This window comes from Sphingomonas sp. Leaf257, from assembly GCF_001422185.1.
In the GTDB taxonomy this organism is placed as follows: domain Bacteria; phylum Pseudomonadota; class Alphaproteobacteria; order Sphingomonadales; family Sphingomonadaceae; genus Sphingomonas; species Sphingomonas yabuuchiae.
This window is the reverse complement of record NZ_LMMH01000003.1, coordinates 33,631-51,827: the sequence shown is the minus strand read 5'-3', so window position 1 is coordinate 51,827 and position 18,197 is coordinate 33,631. Positions and strand designations below refer to the sequence as shown.

At 66.6% G+C, this 18,197-nt stretch carries 19 protein-coding genes; 8 read left to right on the top strand and 11 right to left on the bottom strand.

Going from position 1 to position 18,197, the window contains the following annotated elements; genetic code table 11:
• The first annotated feature begins 8 nt into the window (after positions 1-8).
• The 3 genes from ASF14_RS04190 (at position 9) to ASF14_RS04180 (ending at position 2,687) form a co-directional block, all read left to right on the top strand.
• The gene (locus tag ASF14_RS04190; protein ID WP_056432106.1) at positions 9-1,814 is read left to right on the top strand and encodes a DUF885 domain-containing protein; all 1,806 of its coding nucleotides are present in this window, start codon (positions 9-11) and stop codon (positions 1,812-1,814) included.
• A 115-nt stretch (positions 1,815-1,929) separates the two neighbouring features.
• Positions 1,930-2,133: a hypothetical protein gene (locus ASF14_RS04185; RefSeq protein WP_156361035.1), complete on the top strand. Its 204-nt coding sequence runs from the start codon at positions 1,930-1,932 to the stop codon at positions 2,131-2,133.
• Positions 2,134-2,138: 5 nt separating this feature from the next.
• Complete coding sequence (locus tag ASF14_RS04180; RefSeq protein WP_056432100.1) at positions 2,139-2,687, top strand: DUF2335 domain-containing protein; 549 nt, start codon at positions 2,139-2,141, stop codon at positions 2,685-2,687.
• 3 nt (positions 2,688-2,690) lie between these two features.
• Here the strand turns inward: ASF14_RS04180 and ASF14_RS04175 are convergent, their stop codons facing one another.
• The 5 genes from ASF14_RS04175 to glmM all read right to left on the bottom strand — a co-directional run bounded on the left by ASF14_RS04175 (position 2,691) and on the right by glmM (position 6,987).
• Positions 2,691-3,746 carry a 5-(carboxyamino)imidazole ribonucleotide synthase gene (locus tag ASF14_RS04175; protein WP_056432097.1) on the bottom strand — a complete coding sequence of 352 codons (1,056 nt, stop codon included), beginning with the start codon at positions 3,744-3,746 and terminating at the stop codon, positions 2,691-2,693.
• Positions 3,747-3,750: 4 nt separating this feature from the next.
• Positions 3,751-4,209, bottom strand: a complete 459-nt coding sequence (gene purE, locus ASF14_RS04170; RefSeq protein ID WP_236696923.1) for a 5-(carboxyamino)imidazole ribonucleotide mutase — start codon at positions 4,207-4,209, stop codon at positions 3,751-3,753.
• A 469-nt stretch (positions 4,210-4,678) separates the two neighbouring features.
• The gene (gene gpmA / locus ASF14_RS04165) at positions 4,679-5,365 is read right to left on the bottom strand and encodes a 2,3-diphosphoglycerate-dependent phosphoglycerate mutase (protein WP_056432082.1); all 687 of its coding nucleotides are present in this window, start codon (positions 5,363-5,365) and stop codon (positions 4,679-4,681) included.
• Between the two features lie 57 nt (positions 5,366-5,422).
• Positions 5,423-5,647, bottom strand: coding sequence for a DUF1272 domain-containing protein (locus tag ASF14_RS04160; protein WP_056432079.1), 225 nt, complete (start codon positions 5,645-5,647; stop codon positions 5,423-5,425).
• Positions 5,647-6,987, bottom strand: a complete 1,341-nt coding sequence (glmM, locus tag ASF14_RS04155) for a phosphoglucosamine mutase (RefSeq protein WP_056432077.1) — start codon at positions 6,985-6,987, stop codon at positions 5,647-5,649. The genes ASF14_RS04160 and glmM overlap by 1 nt, the downstream gene beginning before the upstream one ends.
• A 99-nt stretch (positions 6,988-7,086) precedes the next feature.
• On the opposite strand from glmM, the gene ASF14_RS04150 reads away from it, so the two are divergent.
• Positions 7,087-8,331, top strand: coding sequence for a dicarboxylate/amino acid:cation symporter (locus tag ASF14_RS04150; protein WP_056432075.1), 1,245 nt, complete (start codon positions 7,087-7,089; stop codon positions 8,329-8,331).
• Positions 8,328-9,320, top strand: a complete 993-nt coding sequence (locus tag ASF14_RS04145; protein WP_056432072.1) for an aldo/keto reductase — start codon at positions 8,328-8,330, stop codon at positions 9,318-9,320. The genes ASF14_RS04150 and ASF14_RS04145 overlap by 4 nt, the downstream gene beginning before the upstream one ends.
• 199 nt (positions 9,321-9,519) lie before the next feature.
• On the opposite strand, the gene ASF14_RS04140 is transcribed toward ASF14_RS04145, so the two are convergent.
• A complete protein-coding gene (locus ASF14_RS04140) occupies positions 9,520-11,106 on the bottom strand; it encodes a peptide MFS transporter (RefSeq protein ID WP_056432069.1) in 1,587 nt (528 codons plus the stop codon).
• Positions 11,107-11,235: 129 nt separating this feature from the next.
• Here ASF14_RS04140 and ASF14_RS04135 point away from each other — a divergent pair, with 129 nt between their 5' ends.
• Both ASF14_RS04135 and ASF14_RS04130 read left to right on the top strand, forming a co-directional pair.
• Positions 11,236-11,826, top strand: a complete 591-nt coding sequence (locus tag ASF14_RS04135) for a nitroreductase family protein (RefSeq protein WP_082442075.1) — start codon at positions 11,236-11,238, stop codon at positions 11,824-11,826.
• A gap of 83 nt (positions 11,827-11,909) precedes the next feature.
• Positions 11,910-12,266 carry a GntR family transcriptional regulator gene (locus ASF14_RS04130; protein WP_042487130.1) on the top strand — a complete coding sequence of 119 codons (357 nt, stop codon included), beginning with the start codon at positions 11,910-11,912 and terminating at the stop codon, positions 12,264-12,266.
• Here ASF14_RS04130 and ASF14_RS04125 read toward each other — a convergent pair.
• The 4 genes from ASF14_RS04125 to cobS all read right to left on the bottom strand — a co-directional run bounded on the left by ASF14_RS04125 (position 12,247) and on the right by cobS (position 16,568).
• A complete protein-coding gene (locus ASF14_RS04125; protein ID WP_082442063.1) occupies positions 12,247-13,275 on the bottom strand; it encodes a PepSY-associated TM helix domain-containing protein in 1,029 nt (342 codons plus the stop codon). The genes ASF14_RS04130 and ASF14_RS04125 overlap by 20 nt on opposite strands.
• Positions 13,276-13,492: 217 nt before the next feature.
• Entirely contained in the window at positions 13,493-13,738 is a 246-nt protein-coding gene (locus ASF14_RS04120) for a ribbon-helix-helix domain-containing protein (RefSeq protein ID WP_056432059.1), read from the bottom strand.
• On the bottom strand, positions 13,735-15,558 hold the full coding sequence (gene cobT / locus ASF14_RS04115) for a cobaltochelatase subunit CobT (protein ID WP_056432057.1): 1,824 nt from the start codon (positions 15,556-15,558) through the stop codon (positions 13,735-13,737). The genes ASF14_RS04120 and cobT overlap by 4 nt, the downstream gene beginning before the upstream one ends.
• 5 nt (positions 15,559-15,563) lie before the next feature.
• Entirely contained in the window at positions 15,564-16,568 is a 1,005-nt protein-coding gene (cobS, locus tag ASF14_RS04110) for a cobaltochelatase subunit CobS (RefSeq protein ID WP_056432053.1), read from the bottom strand.
• A gap of 187 nt (positions 16,569-16,755) precedes the next feature.
• Here cobS and ASF14_RS04105 point away from each other — a divergent pair, with 187 nt between their 5' ends.
• On the top strand, positions 16,756-17,520 hold the full coding sequence (locus tag ASF14_RS04105) for a VOC family protein (protein WP_056432050.1): 765 nt from the start codon (positions 16,756-16,758) through the stop codon (positions 17,518-17,520).
• A gap of 32 nt (positions 17,521-17,552) precedes the next feature.
• On the opposite strand, the gene ASF14_RS04100 is transcribed toward ASF14_RS04105, so the two are convergent.
• Positions 17,553-18,182 carry a J domain-containing protein gene (locus tag ASF14_RS04100; RefSeq protein WP_056432048.1) on the bottom strand — a complete coding sequence of 210 codons (630 nt, stop codon included), beginning with the start codon at positions 18,180-18,182 and terminating at the stop codon, positions 17,553-17,555.
• Positions 18,183-18,197 lie beyond the last annotated feature (15 nt).

The following is an 18,197-nucleotide window of genomic DNA, read 5'->3' as shown; positions in this document are numbered from 1 at the left end:
GGACCAGCATGATAGACCGGCGGCATTTCCTGGGCGGATCGGCGGCACTCGCCGTGGCGGCGGGCAGCGAGGGCGTCGTTGCACAGAACACGCCGTCCACCCAGCTGACCGGATTGTTCGACACGCTGGTCCAGGAACAGCTCCGCCGCAGCCCCGAAGCCGCGACCAATCTCGGCCTCGACACCGGCGCGAATGCCGATCTGCGCAGCCGACTTTCCGACCAGTCGCCCGCCGGAATCGCGGCGGCGAAGGCCGCGACCCAGGCCGATCTGACCCGGTTGCGGGCGATCGATCCCGCCGCCCTGTCGCCCGAGGAGCGGATCGACCTGGAATCGATCCTCTATACCCGCCGTTCGGCCCAGGCCGTGCAGGCGTTCGATTTCGGCGGCAGCTCCTACGGTCCCAGCCCCTATGTCGTGTCGCAGCTGTCGGGCGCATACCAGTCGGTCCCCGATTTCCTCGACACCAAACACAAGATCGCCAGCACGGGCGATGCCGACGCCTATCTGATGCGGATGCGCGCCTTTGCCCGGCAGATCGACGCGCAAACCGACCGGATGCGCCATGACGCGGGGCAAGGCGTGGTGCCGCCCGACTTCATCCTGGACCTCGCGCTCGAACAGATGGGCAAGACGCGCCAGCCCGCCGACCAGGCGCTGGTCGTCCAGTCGCTCGCGCGTCGCACGGCCGAAAAGGGGCTGGGCGATCGTTACGCCGCACAGGCCAGGACTATTTACGATGCCGAGGTGCTGCCCGCACTCGACCGCCAGATCGCCTATGCCAGGGCGCTCCGGGCCAGGGCGACGCATGACGCGGGCGTCTGGAAACTGCGTGACGGCGCGGCTTATTATCCGGTGGCGCTGAAGGCCAATACGACGACCAGCTTCTCGCCCGATGAGGTGCACCGCTTTGGCCGCGAGCAGGCGGCGATGCTGTCGGCGCGGCTCGATGCGCTGCTCCGGAAACAGGGTTATACCAAGGGCAGTGTCGGGCAGCGCATGGCCGCGCTCTACAAGAATGCCGACCAGCTCTATCCCAATACCGATGAGGGCAAGCGCGCGGCCATCGCCTATTGCAACGCGCGGCTGGACGCGATCCGCACCCGCCTGCCCCAGGTGTTCGAGCGCATTCCGCCTTACGGCTTCGAGGTGCGCCGCGTGCCGCCGCAGACCGAGGCGGGCGCGGCGGCGGCCTTTGCGCAGGCTCCCGCGATCGACGGCTCGCGCCCCGGCCTCGTCTATTTCAACCTGAAGGACAGCGCCGACTGGCCCAAATTCTGCCTGGCGACGACCGTCTATCACGAGGGGCTGCCGGGCCATCAGATGGAGAGCGGCCTTGCGCTGTCGAACACGCGCCTGCCGCTGATCCGTAAGATCAACGGCTTTTCGGGCTATGGCGAGGGTTGGGCCCTCTATGCCGAGCAGTTGGCGGACGAGATCGGCATGTATGACGACGATCCGCTGGGGCAGCTGGGCTATCTGAAGTTCCTGCTGTTCCGCGCCAATCGCTGCGTCGTCGATACCGGGTTGCACCATCTGCGCTGGACCCGCGAACAGGCGATCCGCCATTTCGTCGAGGCGGAAGGTGAGGCGGAGGGCTTCGCCACCCGCGAGGTCGAGCGTTACTGCGTCAATCCCGGTCAGGCGGCGAGCTACAAGCTCGGCCATTCGGTGTTCGTCGAGATTCGCGATTCCGCCAAGAAGCAAAAGGGCGACCGTTTCGACCTGAAGGCGTTCCATACCGCCGTGCTGCGGCATGGCCGCGTACCGCTCGACGTGTTGCGTCGTGTCGGGGAGGAATGGGCGCGTACTTGACGGCGGAGCCTACCTGTTCAGGGCGCGTTTACGGATATCGAGTACCCTATACGGGTATATTGTCAGAACCGACGTCTACGTCCATATGTACGAAACCATGAAGAGGATGCGGACCATGACCAAGTTCCATCGCCGCCTCCGTCGACGGGATGCCGGTACGTTGATGTTGATGGGTGCCGCAACCATCACACTCGACCAGAATCTGAAAATGCCAGTCCCGACGCGTGACCGTGAAGCGATGGCGGGCGACTGGAATGCCGTGGGGCGCTATCTGCGCCACGCGATCGACCGTGCGGCTGATTTTCCGGGACTGCGCTAAACGCCATGGCAGGTTCGGTTGAGGGAGGCCGCCCGACGCTGGAGGCCGTGCCATCGAAAGAAGACGCGCCTCCCACACTGACTGAGAAAGAAGCCGAGCATCAGCAAACGGCTGAAGTCCTGGAACAGCTGGCACCATTGATCCCGGCGGAAAATCTACAAAAAGCCGAACTGATTCTCGCACAGATATCCCAGACGACCACTCGCCATTCCGGGCCGCTACCGCCTGCGCGAGAACTGGCAAACTATAAAGCGATCGATGAAAGTTTTGCCGAGCGCATCATGCGGATGGCAGAGCGTGAGCAGGCGGCCAGACACGCAATACCTAACGACCTCATGAGGCAGGAATATGCGCTGAAATCCCGCGGCCAGCATTATGCGCTGGTGCTTGCTATCTTCATCCTGCTGTTTGCCGGATATCTAGCCTATCTTGGCGACACTGCCATGGCTGGCAAGGTCGCCATCGGAACTCTGGTCGGTATCGTCGGCATTTTCGTAGTCGGCAAAGCGGCGGAAGCTTATGGTGAGCGAACGGCCGATGATAAGCCGGAATAGGGCTTAGCGCAGCACTCGCGTGATATGCCCCATCTTGCGACCGGGCCGTGATTCGCCCTTGCCGTAAAGGTGCAGATGCGTGCCCTTCTCGGTCAGTGCGGACTCCCACGCATCGTCGCCGATCAGGTTTTCCATCTGCACATGCGCGCCGGTCAGCGACGTATCACCCAGCGGCAGGCCGCAGATCGCGCGGATATGGTTCTCGAACTGCGAGGTTTCGGCCCCCTCGATCGTCCAGTGGCCCGAATTGTGGACGCGCGGGGCCATCTCGTTGAAGACGGGGCCGTTCTCGGTCGCGAAGAACTCGCAGGCCAGCACGCCGACATAGCCCAGTTCTTCGGCGATGCGGATGGCGAGCGCAGTCGCTTCCTCGGCCTGCGCCGCTATCTCGGACGGCGCGGGCAAGGTCGAGGTGCGCAGGATCGCGTCGCGGTGGACATTGTGCGGCGGGTCGTAGCGTACCGTCCTGCCGTCCAGCCCACGTGCGATCAGGATCGAGAATTCATGGCTGAAGTGGATGAATCCTTCCAGCACGGCGGGGCCGCCGATCGCCTCGAACGCGGCAGGCGCCTCGGCGATGTCGCGGATCAGCACCTGGCCCTTGCCGTCATAGCCGAAGCGCGTGGTCTTCAGGATGGCGGGGCAGCCGATCCGCTCCAGCGCGGCGGTCAGGTCGGCGGCGCAGTTGACCTCGGCCCAGGGGGCGGGGCGCCCGCCGACCTTCTCGACGAAGCTCTTTTCGGCGATCCGGTCCTGCGCGACGCGGAGCGCTGCCGGAGCGGGGTGGACGGGCAGCCGCTCGGCCAGCCATTCGACCGGCGTCACGTCGACATTCTCGAATTCGTAGGTCACGACGTCGCAGGCGGCGACGAAATCGGCCAGCACCACCTTGTTGTGATAATCGGCGCGGGTCAGCGAGGACGCGGTCTGCGCCGCGACGCTTTCCTCATCGGGGGCCAGCACATGGGTGCGATAGCCGAGCTGTGCGGCGGCCACCGCCAGCATCCGGCCCAGCTGGCCGCCGCCCAGAATCCCGATCGTCGAACCCGGCTTCAACATTGGCTTACCCTTGCGGATCGTTGGCGACGCTGTCGGTCTGGCGCTGGCGCCACGCCTTCAGGCGCTCGGCAAGGCCCTCGTCGGACAGCGAAAGGATCGAGGCGGCGAGCAGGCCCGCATTGATCGCGCCCGCCTTGCCGATGGCCAGCGTGCCGACGGGAATGCCGCCGGGCATCTGGACGATCGAGAGCAGGCTATCCATGCCCTTCAACGCCTTGGACTCGACCGGCACACCCAGCACCGGCAGATGCGTCATCGACGCGGCCATGCCGGGCAAATGCGCGGCACCGCCCGCACCGGCGATGATGACCTTGATCCCGCGATCGGCGGCGCCGGTGGCGTAATCGTACAGGCGCTGCGGCGTGCGGTGCGCGGAGACGACGCGGGTCTCGTGGTCGACGCCCAGCGCCTCCAGAGTCTCGGCGGCGTGCCGCATGGTTTCCCAGTCCGACGTGGACCCCATGATGATCCCGACCGAAATCATATCCGCTGTTCCGCTCTAGCCCCTTTGGCCCCGTCGCCGGGGAAGCGGGCTGACTAGCGGCACGCGGCGAGGGGGGCAACCATTGCTATGCGTTTCCGTATACTCTCTCGCGCATTTTGGTGCAGGCGTGGCGGCGTGGACTTCGACTTCGCTCAGCCTGAGCGTAGGGTAGAGTTGGGTTCGCGCGGAGACGCGGAGACGCGGAGGTGCCGGTATGGGCGGCCGCGTGGCCCACCCTCTTGAACGGAAGACGACAATGCGCTGCCATTGGGGCGACAGGCTTGCGCCGCCGACCAATCTCCGCGCCTCCGCGTCTCCGCGCGAATAAGATCTTCGTGTCTTTGCGGCTTCGCGTGAGAAGCAAATGGTTCACGCGAAGCCGCAACGGCGCAAAGTGATTGGGACGCGAGGCAATCAGACGTTCGATCGCCTCGCGTCTCCCGATCGCTTACCGCTCCGACAGATAATAGCGGTCGGTCGGGGTCAGGTCGTCGGCCAGTTCATAGACGATCGGCTGGGCGGTCGGGATTTCCAGGCCGGTGATCTCGTCGTCCGGGATGTTCGACAGATGCTTGACCAGCGCGCGCAGCGAGTTGCCATGGGCCGAGATCAGCACCCGGTTGCCGTCGCGCAGCGCAGGCGCGATGCGCTCTTCCCAATAGGGCAGGACGCGGGCGATCGTGTCCTTCAGGCTTTCGGTCTGCGGCACGTCGATACCCTTGTAGCGGATATCGTTCGACACATCGAACTCGCCGCCCGCCTCGGCCGGGGGCGGGGGCACGTCAAAGCTGCGGCGCCAGATCTTCACCTGTTCGTCGCCATGCTTGGCGGCCGTCTCGGCCTTGTCCAGGCCGGTCAGCCCGCCATAATGGCGCTCGTTCAGCCGCCAATGCTTCTCGGTCGGGAGCCAGAGGCGACCCATGGTTTCCAGCGCCAGGTTCAGCGTCTTGATCGCGCGGGTCTGAAGGCTGGTGAAGGTCAGGTCGAAGTCCAAGCCCTTCTCCGCCATCATCGCGCCCGCCGCGCGCGCCTCGGCGGCACCCTGCGCCGTCACGTCGACGTCCCACCATCCGGTGAAGCGGTTCTCCAGGTTCCAGGCGGACTGGCCGTGGCGGATCAGGACGAGCTGGGGCATGGAAACTCCTTGTATGTGATACTGCCCGCATAGAGCCGCGGGCACGCGGGGTCGAGGTTAGCCGCGAAAGCGGGGTTGCGTCGAAGCGGGATTGGCCTTCAGTACGCGGCCCATGCGGGTCGGTCGGTCGAGCAATTCGCCGCCGCAATCGGGGCAGGTCTCGTCCAGCTCGTCGGCGCATTCGGCGCAATAGGTGGATTCGAGCGAGCAGATGAACGCGCCCCCCTGGCTCGGGGGCAGGTCCGCGCCGCAGCGCTCGCAATCGGGACGCATCTCCAGCATCAGGCGGCCACCTCGCGCACCACGTCGCAGATGCGGTCGACAAGGGTTTCGACCTGACGCTTGTCCTCGCCCTCGGCCATCACGCGGATGACGGGCTCGGTGCCCGACGGGCGGATGACCAGGCGGCCGCGCCCGGCCAGCTCGGCCTCGGCGGCGGCGATGACGCCCTGGACCTTTTCATGCTCCAGCGGCTTGCCGCCCGCGAAGCGGACATTCTTGAGCAACTGCGGCAGCGGATCGAAGCGGTGCAGCACCTCGCTGGCGGGCGCGCCCGCGCGCTTGAGTTCGGCCAGCACCTGGAGCGCGGCGACCAGACCGTCGCCGGTGCGGGCATAGTCGGACAGGATGATATGCCCCGACTGCTCGCCGCCGACATTATAGCCGCGCGTGCGCATCGCCTCCAGCACATGGCGGTCTCCGACCTTGGTGCGGATCAGGCCCAGGCCTTGTGCGGCCAGATGCCGCTCCAGACCCAGATTCGACATGACGGTCGCGACCAGGCCGCCACCCGCCAGTCGTCCTTCGCGCGCATAGCTGGTCGCGATCATCGCCATCAGCTGGTCGCCATCGACCACCGCGCCGGTCTCGTCGACGATGATCAGCCGGTCGGCGTCGCCGTCCAGCGCGATGCCGATATCCGCCCCGCTCGCCACCACCGTTTCGGCCAGCGTCTGCGGCGCGGTCGAGCCGACGCCATCATTGATGTTGGTCCCGTTGGGGGTCACGCCGATCGCGACCACATCCGCGCCCAGTTCCCACAAGGCAGCGGGCGCGACCTTGTAGGCGGCACCATTGGCGCAGTCGATCACGACGCGCAGGCCGTCGAGGCGCAGCGCCTGCGGGAAGGTGGACTTGGCGAAGTGGATATAGCGCCCGGCGGCGTCGTCGACCCGGCGCGCGCGGCCGATCTTGCCCGAGGGGACCAGCGGCACATCCTGCTCAATCAGGTCCTCGATCGACTCCTCCGCCTCGTCGGACAGCTTGTAACCGTCGGGGCCGAACAGCTTGATGCCGTTGTCGGCGAAAGGGTTATGGCTGGCCGAGATCATCACGCCGATATCGGCGCGCATCGAATGGGTCAGCATCGCGACCGCGGGCGTGGGCAGCGGCCCGAGCATGACGACATCCATGCCAACGCTGGTGAACCCCGCGACCAGCGCCGATTCGAGCATATAGCCCGACAGGCGGGTGTCCTTGCCGATGACGACGCGGTGGCGGTGGTCGCCGCGCTGGAAATAGGCGCCGGCGGCCATGCCGACCTTCATCGCCATCTCGGCCGTCATGACCGCGCCGTTGGTCGCGCCGCGAATGCCATCAGTGCCGAAATATTTTCTTGCCATGCGGCCAAGTCCCTGCCGGATTAAGAGGATGTGGAACAATCGGGTTGCGCATCCTTTAGCGCGACCTTGGCCAAAGCTCCAAATAGGCGAGAACCATCCATGTCGCGCGCGACCCTGATCCTTCTTTGCCTTGCCGCCGGTCTGCTGATCGGCGTGGGGGCGGCGACGCTCGCCCCGTCGATGGCGGCGGGCGCGGTGTTCGTCGCGCGGCCGGTCGGGACCTTGTGGCTGAACGGGTTGCAGATGACGGTCATCCCGCTGGTCGTCACGCTGTTGATCACCGGCGTCGCCTCGACCGCGCAGGCGGCACAGGCGGGGCGGATCGCGGGGCGGGCGATCATGACCTTTCTGGTGCTGGTCACACTGACCGCGACGATGGCGGCGCTGGTTACGCCCGCCCTGCTGCACCTGTTGCCCATCCCGCGCGAGGCGGCCGCCGCGCTGAAGGCGGCGCTGGGCCATGCCGAACCGGTCGCGCCGCCGCCGCCGATCGCCGAGTTCGTGACCGGCATCGTGCCGACCAACATCTTCGCCGCCGCCACGAACAATGCGCTGTTGTCGCTGATCCTGTTCACCCTGGCCTTCGCCTTTGCGATCACACGGATCGAGGGGGAGGGGCGGGCGATGCTGCTGCAATTCTTCACCGCGATCCGCGATGCGATGCTGGTGCTGATCGGATGGGTGTTGTGGCTGGCACCTCTGGGCGTCTTCGCGCTGGCTTTCGTCGTGGGCGCGACGGCGGGGGGCGGGGCGTTCGGAGCGCTGGCGCATTACATCACGATCATCGCCAGTATCGGCGTCATCGTGATGCTGATGGCGTACGGCGTGGCGCTGCTGGCGGCGCGGGTGCCGCTGTCGCGATTCGCCCGCGCGCTGGCCCCGGCCCAGGCGGTCGCCATCTCGACGCAGAGCTCGCTCGCCAGCCTGCCCGCGATGATCGAGGGGACGAAGACGCTACGCATCGCGCCTGCGACCGCAGGCCTCGTCCTGCCGATGGCGGTGGCGATGTTCCGGGGGACGCAGCCCGCGATGAACGTCGCGGTGGCGCTCTATATCGCCGACTGGTTCGGCATCGTGCCCGGCATGGCCTCGGTCGCCGCCGCCGTGGTGGTCGCGATCCTGTGCTCGCTCGGCTCGGCCAGCCTGCCGTCGCAGATCACCTTCTTCGCCTCGATCGCGCCGGTCTGCGTCGCGCTGGGGGTGCCTGCCGCGCCCTTGGGGCTGCTCATCGCGGTGGAGACGATTCCCGACATCTTCCGGACGCTGGGCAATGTCAGCATGGACCTTGCCGCCACCGCGACCGTTTCCCGGGGCAGCCGCACCATCGACGAGGACGTCTCATGAAGTATCGCACGCTCGGCCCCGATTTCGAGGTTTCCGCGCTCGGCCTCGGCTGCATGCCGATGGCCGGTGTCGGCCGGAACATGTATGGCGAGGCGAACGAGGCGGAGAGCATCGCGACCATTCACCGCGCGATCGAACTGGGCGTGACCCTGTTCGACACCGCCGAAATCTATGGCCCGCTGGTCAATGAGGAACTGGTCGGCCAGGCTATTCGCGGCAAGCGCGACGCGGTGATGATCGCGACCAAGTTCGGTTTTCGCTATGACGAGAACGGCATGACGGGCGTCGACTCCACCCCCGCCAATGTCCAGCGGGCGTGCGAGGGATCGCTCAAGCGGTTGGGTGTCGAGACGATCGACCTGTTCTACCAGCACCGCGTCGACCCCAATGTCCCGATCGAGGAGACGGTCGGCGCGATGGGCCGCCTTGTCGAGCAGGGCAAGGTGCGCCGGCTGGGGCTGTCGGAGGCGAGCGCCGAGACGATCCGCCGCGCCGCCGCCGTCCACCCGATCGCGGCGGTCCAGTCGGAATATTCGCTATGGGAGCGCGATGTCGAGGCGGACATCCTGCCCGTGGTGCGTGAACTGGGCATCGGCTTCGTGCCGTACAGCCCGCTGGGGCGCGGGTTCCTGACCGGGCAGATCACCCGGCGCGAGGACCTGCCCGAGGGGGATTATCGCCTGGGCGATCCCCGTTATTCGGAGGAGAATTTCGATCGCAACCTTCAGGTCGTCGAGGTGGTGAAGCAGATCGCTGCCGCGCATGACGCCAGTGCGGCGCAGGTGGCGCTGGCGTGGCTGCTGGCGCAAGGCGACGATATCGTGCCGATCCCCGGCTCCAAGCGACGCGCAACGCTGGAGGACTCGATGAAGGCGGCGGAATTGGAATTGTCAGCGGAGGATCTGACGAAGCTGGACGAAGCCTCGCCGCGCGGTGGAACGGCGGGGCCGCGCTACGGCGAGCGAGCGATGGCGATGACGCGGCTCTGATTTTGGTTCGCGCGGAGGCGCGGAGACGCGGAGGGGGCGTATCCAGCCGTTAGGCTGGCCTAACACTATGACGGTGCGGCAAAGCCGAACGCCGAAATGCGCTGAGGCGTTGAAGCGCGCTCGAACCTCTCTGCGTCTCCGCGCCTCCGCGCGAACCAAAAAGCCGGTCTGCCGCTCGAAACGACGGACCGGCCCTTCGTTACAGCGGCTTCTGCTCCAGCCGCGTATCGATGCCCGCCGCCGCCGGTTCGGCCAATTCCTTGTCCCCGGCCAGCGCGGCTTCGGCCTTCAGCAGGTCCAGGTGCATCAGCTTGGCGATGAAGGGCGATACGACCAGCACGACCACGCCGATCCCGATCGAGAACCAGCCGATCCGCGTATAGACGTCGAGCACCTTTTCCGGCCCCGCGCCCTCACCGCCGGTCGCCTGCGCGATCAGGCCAGCGATGAAGTTGCCCGCCGCCGTCGCCAGGAACCAGGTGCCCATCATGAGGCCCGTCATGCTGGGCAGCGACAGCCGCGTCATGGCCGACAGACCGACCGGCGAGAAGCACAGTTCCGCCATGGTGTGGATCAGATAGACGAGGATGACGAAGATCACCGGTGTCGGTGCGCCTGCATAAAGGGCGGCACCGGCCACCAGCACCAGAAAGCCCGCGCCCACGCCGACCAGGCCGATGCCGAACTTGAACGGCGCGCTCGGTTCCCAACCCCGCTTGGCCAGGAAGGTCCAGACCGCGGCGAACACGGGGGCCAACGCGATGATGAAGATCGAATTCACCGACTGGAAGGCCGAGGCCGGAATCGTCCAACCGAGCAGGCTGCGGTCGACCGAGCGGTCGGTATAGACGTTGAGCGAGGAGCCCGCCTGTTCGAACAAGGCCCAGAAGAGCGGGCAGAGCGCGATCAGGAACAGCGCGGCCAGAATACGGTCGCGGTCGACCTTTTCCAAGGTGAACACCGCCCGCCACAGGATGAAGCCCACCGTGCCGATGCCGAACACGATCAAAAGCGTGCCGACCGCGTCCTGATACCGGATCAGCTGCCACGTCACGAGTGTCGCGGCGATCCCGCCCAGATAGATGAGCCACTCGCGCGACAGACCGGCCACGACCGGCGCACGCAGGACGGGCAGCGAAGGCGCTTCGCCTGCGCCATGCAGTTCGCGCTTCAGGCCGATAAAGGCGACCAGACCGAGGAGCATGCCAACGCCCGCCGCGCCGAAGCCATAGGCCCAGCCCACGGTTTCACCCAGGACGCCGCACACGATCGGGCCGAGCGCGCCGCCGCCGTTGATGCCCATGTAGAAGATCGAGAAGGCGGGATCGCGGCGCATGTCGTCGCGCGCGTAAAGCTGTCCCACCAGCACCGAGATATTGGCCTTGAGGAAGCCGGTGCCGATCACGATCGCGGCCAGCGCGAGGTAGAAACCTTCTAGATAGACGCCCTGCGCACCCTGCGGCCCTTCCATCGCGGCGATCAGCAAATGGCCGAAGGCGATGAACACCCCGCCCGCCAGCACCGCGCGTCTGGCCCCCAGATACCGGTCGGCCAGATAGCCGCCGATCACCGGTGTGAAATACACCAGCGACATATAGGCGGCATAGATGCCGAAGGCGGGTTCGTCGGTGAACAGGAAATGCTTGGTCAGGTAGAAGACCAGGATGGCGCGCATTCCGTAGAAGGAAAAACGCTCCCACATTTCGGTGAAGAACAACAGGAACAGGCCTCGGGGGTGTCCCAAAACCGTTTTGCCGCGCGCGGCGGCCTCATACGCACTCGCCATACTGGCGTTCACTCCATCGGGATCGCCCCCGGTGCGACCAGGGGCGCACGCGGGGGCGTAATGGTTCGGTAACCTAACGCCAAAGCCGCGACTGTAAATATCATGCGCGACGACGTAAGGATCGAAGCCATGACCGACATGGCTTTCAATGACCGCTCGACCCCGCTTTCGCTGCTGACAACCCGCCGTTCGGGCAAGCCGCGCGACCTGATCGCCCCCGGCCCCCGTCCGGACGAACTGGCGCAGATCCTGAGCATCGCGGCGCGCACGCCCGATCATGGCAAGCTGGCCCCGTGGCGCTTCGTGATCGTGCCTTGGCAAGCGCGCGCGAAGCTGGCCGAGGTCATCACCACCGCCTATCGCGCCGAACGGCCGCAGGCGGGCGCGACCGAGATCGCCGCGCTCGAACAATTCGCGCATCAGGCCCCTGATCTGGTCGTCGTCCTGTCGTCGCCCCGCACGGACAGCCATATTCCGCTGTGGGAACAGGAATTGTCGGCGGGGGCGGCGTGCATGAACCTGCTCCATGCCGTCCATGCCATGGGCTATGCCGGGGGCTGGCTGACCGGTTGGCCCGCTTTTTCCGATGCGGTGCGCGATGCGTTCGGCACCGCGCCCGAGCGGATCGTCGGCTTCGTCTTCATCGGCACGCCCGGCCGTCCGCTCGACGAACGGCCGCGCCCCGACATGGGCCAGATCGTCTCGACCTGGAACGGATGAAGCGAGCGTCCCGCACGGCGGTCTTGCAAACGTTATCGCGATAGCGGCTCGACATCGCGTCGCGCATGCTGTATTAACTCGGCATGACAGCTCTTAGCGGTGACGACAGCCCGGTCTATATCCGCCTGCGCGGGACGATCGCGGCGGGCATTCTCAACGGTACCTATCGCACGGGGGACCAGCTTCCCTCGGTGCGAGCGCTGGCCGCCGAACAGGGTGCGAACCCGCTGACCGTCGCCAAGGCCTATCAGAGCTTTCAGGACGACGGCTATGTCGAGGTGCGGCGCGGGGTCGGCATGTTCGTGATGCCGGGCGCGGCCGACCGGTTGCGAAGCGCGGAGCGGCAGAGCTTCCTGTCGGTGCAATGGCCGCGCATCCGCGACCATATCGAACTGCTGGGCCTCGACCCCGCCGATCTGCTCAACGCCGAGCGCGTCTGACCTTCGGGCGGCGACCCCAGGCGATCAGCCCGGTCGCCGCGACCCAGGCCGCGAGCAACCCCGTCAGCGCGGCGAGCGGCCACCAAATCCATGGCATCCCCTGTCCGCCATGCCATCGGCGGACCCAGGACAGCATGACCGGCCCGGCATAAGCGGGCGCGGCCAGGGCCTTGGCGCTATCGTCGGCGACCTTGACGACGCTCGGTTCGCCACCCTCGAAATGCAGGATCCAGTCGGGCGAACGCTCGGTCGGCCAGTCGATCGTGCGCAGCGTGCCGTGCGTCCATGCCTTCGCGCTGGCAACGACACGGTCGACAGGTAAGGCCGCACGGGTAACGGGCGGCGCGGCGGGGGTGGAGATCATGCCGGGTGCCGGGACGATTGCCAGCCCGGTCGCGGTCAGCGCCAATACCGGGATCGCCGACCATAGGCCGACGCGACGGTGCATGATCGTCCACCGCGATTCGTGGCAGGGGCGCTTGGCGGATGCCTTCGGTCGCTCGCGGGTCGCCTGCGCCCAAAGCCCGGTCAGGCTGGCGAGCACCAGCCCGATACCGCCCAGACCGACGATCCATCGGCCCAGGCCCGATAGGAACAGTCCGTCATGCACCCGCCGTGCGGCACCGATGACGCCGCCATCCTTCCAGCCGCTCGCCAGAACCTGCCCGGTCGGCGGGTCGAGAAAGAGCAGCCGCTGCGCCCGGTCGTCGGTCCGGTTGCCAGTTCGTTTGAGCGTGACGATGACGGGCGACGAACCCTGTTCCAGCGACAGCGCCGCGATCCGCTCGCCGGGGCGCAGGCGGCGATGCGCGGCGTCGCTATAGAGGGAGGCGGCCTGCCGCTGTTCGCCGCTGATCCGGAAGCGGGCGGGATTGGCGATCCGCTCCAGCATCGGCGAGGCTGCCAGGATCGCGCCGGAGATCGCCAGGACGATCGCGATCAACCCAATCGCCAGCCCCAGCCAGCGATGGACCTGCAATGCCGTATCGCGAAGGGAAATTCCGGCCACACAAACCCCGAAACAGACGGCGCGCCCTGCCGGAGGCGAAGGGCGGCGTCAATCGGGGGCGTTCTATAGCGGCCTCATTCCCCACCCCCCGTTCAGGCTGAGCGAAGTCGAAGCCCATGCCCTCGCCCTCGCCTGAATCACAAAGGCCATCCCTTGGCCTTCGACTTCGCTCAGGCTGAACGGAGGTGGGGAAGGCGTAGCTGCCTTAAGAAAGGAATCACCGCCGCAGGAACAACCAGGACCGGATCGCACTGGCCAAATTCGGCGGGTCTTCCACCACGATCCGCAGCGCATCGATCTCCGCGACCAGAGCCGACAGCGGCAGGGCGTGCGCCAGCGCCGCCTCTTCGAGCGCGGTCCAGAAGACCGGCTCCAGACTGATCGAGGTCTGGTGCCCGGCGATGGTGATCGAGCGTTTGACCGGACCGACGAATCCTTCCGCCGGGGCCGCGATCCGGCTCATTCGGTGTCGAACAGGCTGGCCAGCTGCTCGATGATCGTGCCGCCCAGCTGCTCGGCATCCATGATCGTCACCGCGCGCGCATAATAGCGGGTCACGTCATGGCCGATGCCGATCGCGATCAGTTCGACCGGGCTCTTGCTTTCGATCCAGCCGATCACCTGGCGCAGGTGGCGTTCCAGATAGCTGCCCGAATTGACCGACAGCGTCGAATCGTCGACCGGCGCGCCGTCGGAGATGACCATCAGGATGCGCCGCTCCTCGGGCCGCGCGATCAACCGGCTATGCGCCCACATCAGCGCCTCGCCGTCGATATTCTCCTTGAGCAGCCCCTCGCGCATCATCAGGCCCAAATTGTTGCGCGCCCGCCGCCACGGCTCGTCGGCCTGTTTGTAGACGATGTGGCGGATGTCGTTCAGCCGCCCCGGCTGCGGCGGGCGACCGGCCGCCAGCCACGTCTCGCGGCTCTGTCCGCCCTTCCACGCACGGGTGGTGAAGCCGAGAATCTCGGTCTTCACCCCGCAGCGCTCCAGCGTGCGCGCGAGGATGTCGGCGGAGATGGCCGCGATGCCGATCGGCCGCCCGCGCATCGACCCGGAATTGTCGATCAGGAGGGTGACGACCGTATCGCGGAAGTCGGTGTCGCGCTCGATCTTATAGGACAGCGACTGGCCGGGATTGACCACGACGCGGGCGAGGCGCGCGGCGTCGAGAATACCCTCTTCCTGGTCGAAATCCCAGGATCGCGACTGTTGTGCCATCAACCGGCGTTGCAAGCGGTTGGCGAGCTTCGACACCGCCGATTGCAGATGCGCCAGCTGCTGGTCGAGATAGCCGCGGAGCCGCGCCAGTTCGTCGGCGTCGCACAGCTCTCCCGCCGCGATCACCTCGTCATATTGGGTGGTCCAGGGCTTGTAGTCGAATTGCGACGCCAGATCGTTGAGCGGGCGGTTGGGACGGGTCGGCTGGCTGCCTTCGTCGCCATCCTCGCCGGGTTCGCCGTCGAGATCGTCGAGCGAATCCTGGCTCTGCTCCTGCGATTCGCCGTCCTCGCTGTCCGAGTCGCGCTTCTCGGCGTGCGCCTCGACCTCGCCTTCGCCCTGGCCCTGTTCGTCGTTATCCTCTTCGCTCTCGTCCTGCTGCTGTTCGTCCTCGCCTTCCTGATCGTCGCCGCCTTCATCGGCCTGATCGGGTTCGGCAGGCGGCTCGGCGAGTTCGAGATCGGCGAGCATCTTGGCGGTCAGCGACTGGAACGCCTTCTGGTCGTCCATCGCGCCCGCCAGCGCGTCGAGATTGGTCGCCCCCTCCAGCCAGTCGCGGACCAGCGCCAAGGCGGGTGCGGTTTCGGCAGGCGAAGGCCGTCCGGTCATCCGTTCCCGCAGGATGAGCCCCAGCGCGGTCGACAAGGGCACCTCGTCGCGGTTGCGCGCACGGGTCAGCGGGTCGGAGCGCAACCGTACGTCCAGCGCATGGGCGAGATTGTCGCCGATCCCGGCATAACCGCGCGCGCCCAGTGCCTCGATCCGGGCCGTCTCTACCGCGTCATAGACCGCGCGCGCCACCGCCTCGACCGGGGCGGCCTTGGCGTGGAGCGCGGTGTCGTGCAGCTTCAGCCGCAGCGCGAAGGCGTCGGCGAACCCGCGCGCCTCGGCCACCTGTTCGGCGGGCAGCGCACGGCCGGGCATGGGCACGCGGATATGCTTGCCCGAGGAGGTCGGCGCATCGGCGGTGAAGGCGAGCTCGACCTCCGGCTCCTGCGCGATGGTGCGCGCCGTGCCGCCGAGGACCGCCTTGAACCGGTCGAGAGGGGTTTCGTTGCCCAAGGGGATCAGGCCCGGCCGACGACGCTTTCGGGCAGGTCCTTGCCGAAGACGCGCTGATAATATTCCGCCACCAGCGCGCGCTCATTCTCGTCGCACTTGTTGAGGAAGGACAGGCGGAAGGCAAAGCCCGGATCGCCGAAGATCAGCGTGTTCTGCGCCCAGGTGATGACCGTGCGCGGGCTCATCACGGTCGAGATGTCGCCGTTGACGAAGCCCTTGCGGGTCATGTCGGCGACGCGGACCATGTTCTCGACCAGCTGCTTGCCATCGGGCTTGTCATATTCGCCCGACTTGGCGAGCACGATCTGCGCCTCGGTGACGGCGGGCAGATAGTTGAGCGTGACCACGATGTTCCAGCGGTCCATCTGGCCCTGGTTGATCTGCTGCGTGCCGTGATACAGGCCGCTGGTATCGCCCAGACCGACCGTGTTGGCGGTGGCGAACAGGCGGAACCACTTGTTCGGGCGGATCACGCGGTTCTGGTCGAGCAGGGTCAGCTTGCCTTCCGTCTCCAGCACGCGCTGGATCACGAACATCACGTCGGGGCGGCCCGCATCATATTCGTCGAAGACGAGCGCGGTCGGCGTCTGGAGCGCCCAGGGGAGCAGGCCCTCGCGGAACTCGGTCACCTGTTGCCCGTCCTTCAGGACGATGGCGTCGCGGCCGATCAGGTCGATACGGCTGATATGCGCGTCCAGGTTGATGCGGATGCACGGCCAGTTGAGGCGGGCGGCGACCTGTTCGATATGGCTCGACTTGCCGGTGCCGTGATAGCCCTGCACCATCACGCGGCGGTTGTGCGCAAAACCCGCCAGGATCGCCAGCGTGGTGTCGGGATCAAACACATAGGCGGGATCGAGATCGGGGACGCGCTCGTCCGACACCGAAAAGGCCGGAACCTCCATGTCGGTGTCGATGCCGAACAGGTCGCGCACCGACACCATCTTGTCGGGTGCATCGAGAATCGTCGTATCGCGGCTGTCGGGAAGCGTATTCGGGATGTTGGTCATCAGGCCCTCGTCTCGTCGCTCAACGCCTTAAGCCAAGCGCGGCTCCCTACTCAATGGCGGTGATCGCACGAAACGGGTCTTCCGGCGATTGCGGGGCGATGGCTTCGGGGTCATCCTCGGGCTCTTGGCGTGCGAGTCGCGTCACGGGGCAAGCATTTGATCTGTCGGGTAAAAGGGCGGGGCGATCATGGCGAATTTCATCTGGTACGAATTGCTGACCGACGACATCGCGGCGGCGCAGGATTTCTATACCCATGTCGTCGGCTGGCAGATCGGCGACAGCGGTATTGCCGGAATCGATTATCGCATCTTCGCGACGCCCGAAGGCGAGGCGATCGGCGGGCTGATGCAGCGGCCCGATGGTTCGCCGGGCGGTCCGGTCTGGTTCGGATATCTGCCGGTGGTCGATGTTGACGAATCGCTGGGGGCCATCATCGAGGATGGCGGGCAGGTGCTGATGCCCGCCTGGACGATGGACGGGGTGGGGCGCATGGCGCTGGTCACCGATACGCTGGGCGCACCCTTCTACATCATGGCGCCGGAAGCGGCGCAGCCGTCGCGTTCCTTCGTCGAGCACGGCACCGGCCCGGCGACCGGCCATATCGTCTGGAACGAGCGGATCGCGAGCGACCCCGACCGGGCGCTGGCCTTTTTCGGACGGCATTTCGGCTGGAGCCATCAGGGCGGGATGCCGATGGGCGAGCTGGGGGAGTATCGCTTCCTGGCCGATGGGCCTGTCGTGCTGGGCGCGCTGATGGGCTGTCCGCCGGGGGGTGAGCCTGGCTGGCATTTCTATGTCGCGGTGGACGATATCGATGCGGCGGCGGCGCGGGTGGTCGAGCGGGGCGGTACGATCGAGTTCGGGCCGATGGAGATTCCGGGCGGGGACTATTCGCTGTCCGCCCGCGACCCGCAGGGCGCGCGATTCGGACTGGTCGGGCCGCGGAAGTAATGATCCTCCCCTGCAAGGGGAGGAATTTGGCGTCACGCGAATGCGGGCGCCTGGCGGAGTTGCTGATAGGCCGCGATCACCTTTTGCAGCCGCGCCTCATGGGCACGATCCCCGCCATTGCGGTCGGGGTGATAGCGCCGCACCAACTCGCTATATCGCCGCCGGAGCGCCCCGCGATCGGCATTCGCCTCCAGCCCCAGCACCTTCAGGCTTTCACGATCCTGCCCCGACAGCGGCTTGCCGTCCGATCGCTCGGGCGCGACCTCGCGGCGATAGCGCGCGGCGATGGCGTCCAATGGATCGGAGAAATCGGCCCAGCGCGGCCCCGGATCGGTGCCGTTCTGCGCAAAGGCGCGGGTTTCGCGCTCCCAGCCCGCATAGGGGCGCTGGGCGCGGTGGATCTCGTCCGCGCTCATGCCGTCGAAGAAATTGTAGCGGCTGTTGAAGGCGCGGACATGCTCCAGGCAGAACCAGCGGAACTGGCCCGGCCCGTCGCCGCTGCGCGTACCCTCGGCCGGCGGCGCACGGAACTCGCCCGCTTCGGTGCAGCCCGCATGGTCGCACAGACGGTCGCTATTCTCGACGCGGCCGTGAAACCGTGCGCCCGTTTTTTCCCTTGGGGGTTTGTCCTTGGGGGTATCGCTGCTCGACCGACGCGCCACGGCTATCCGCTTGTC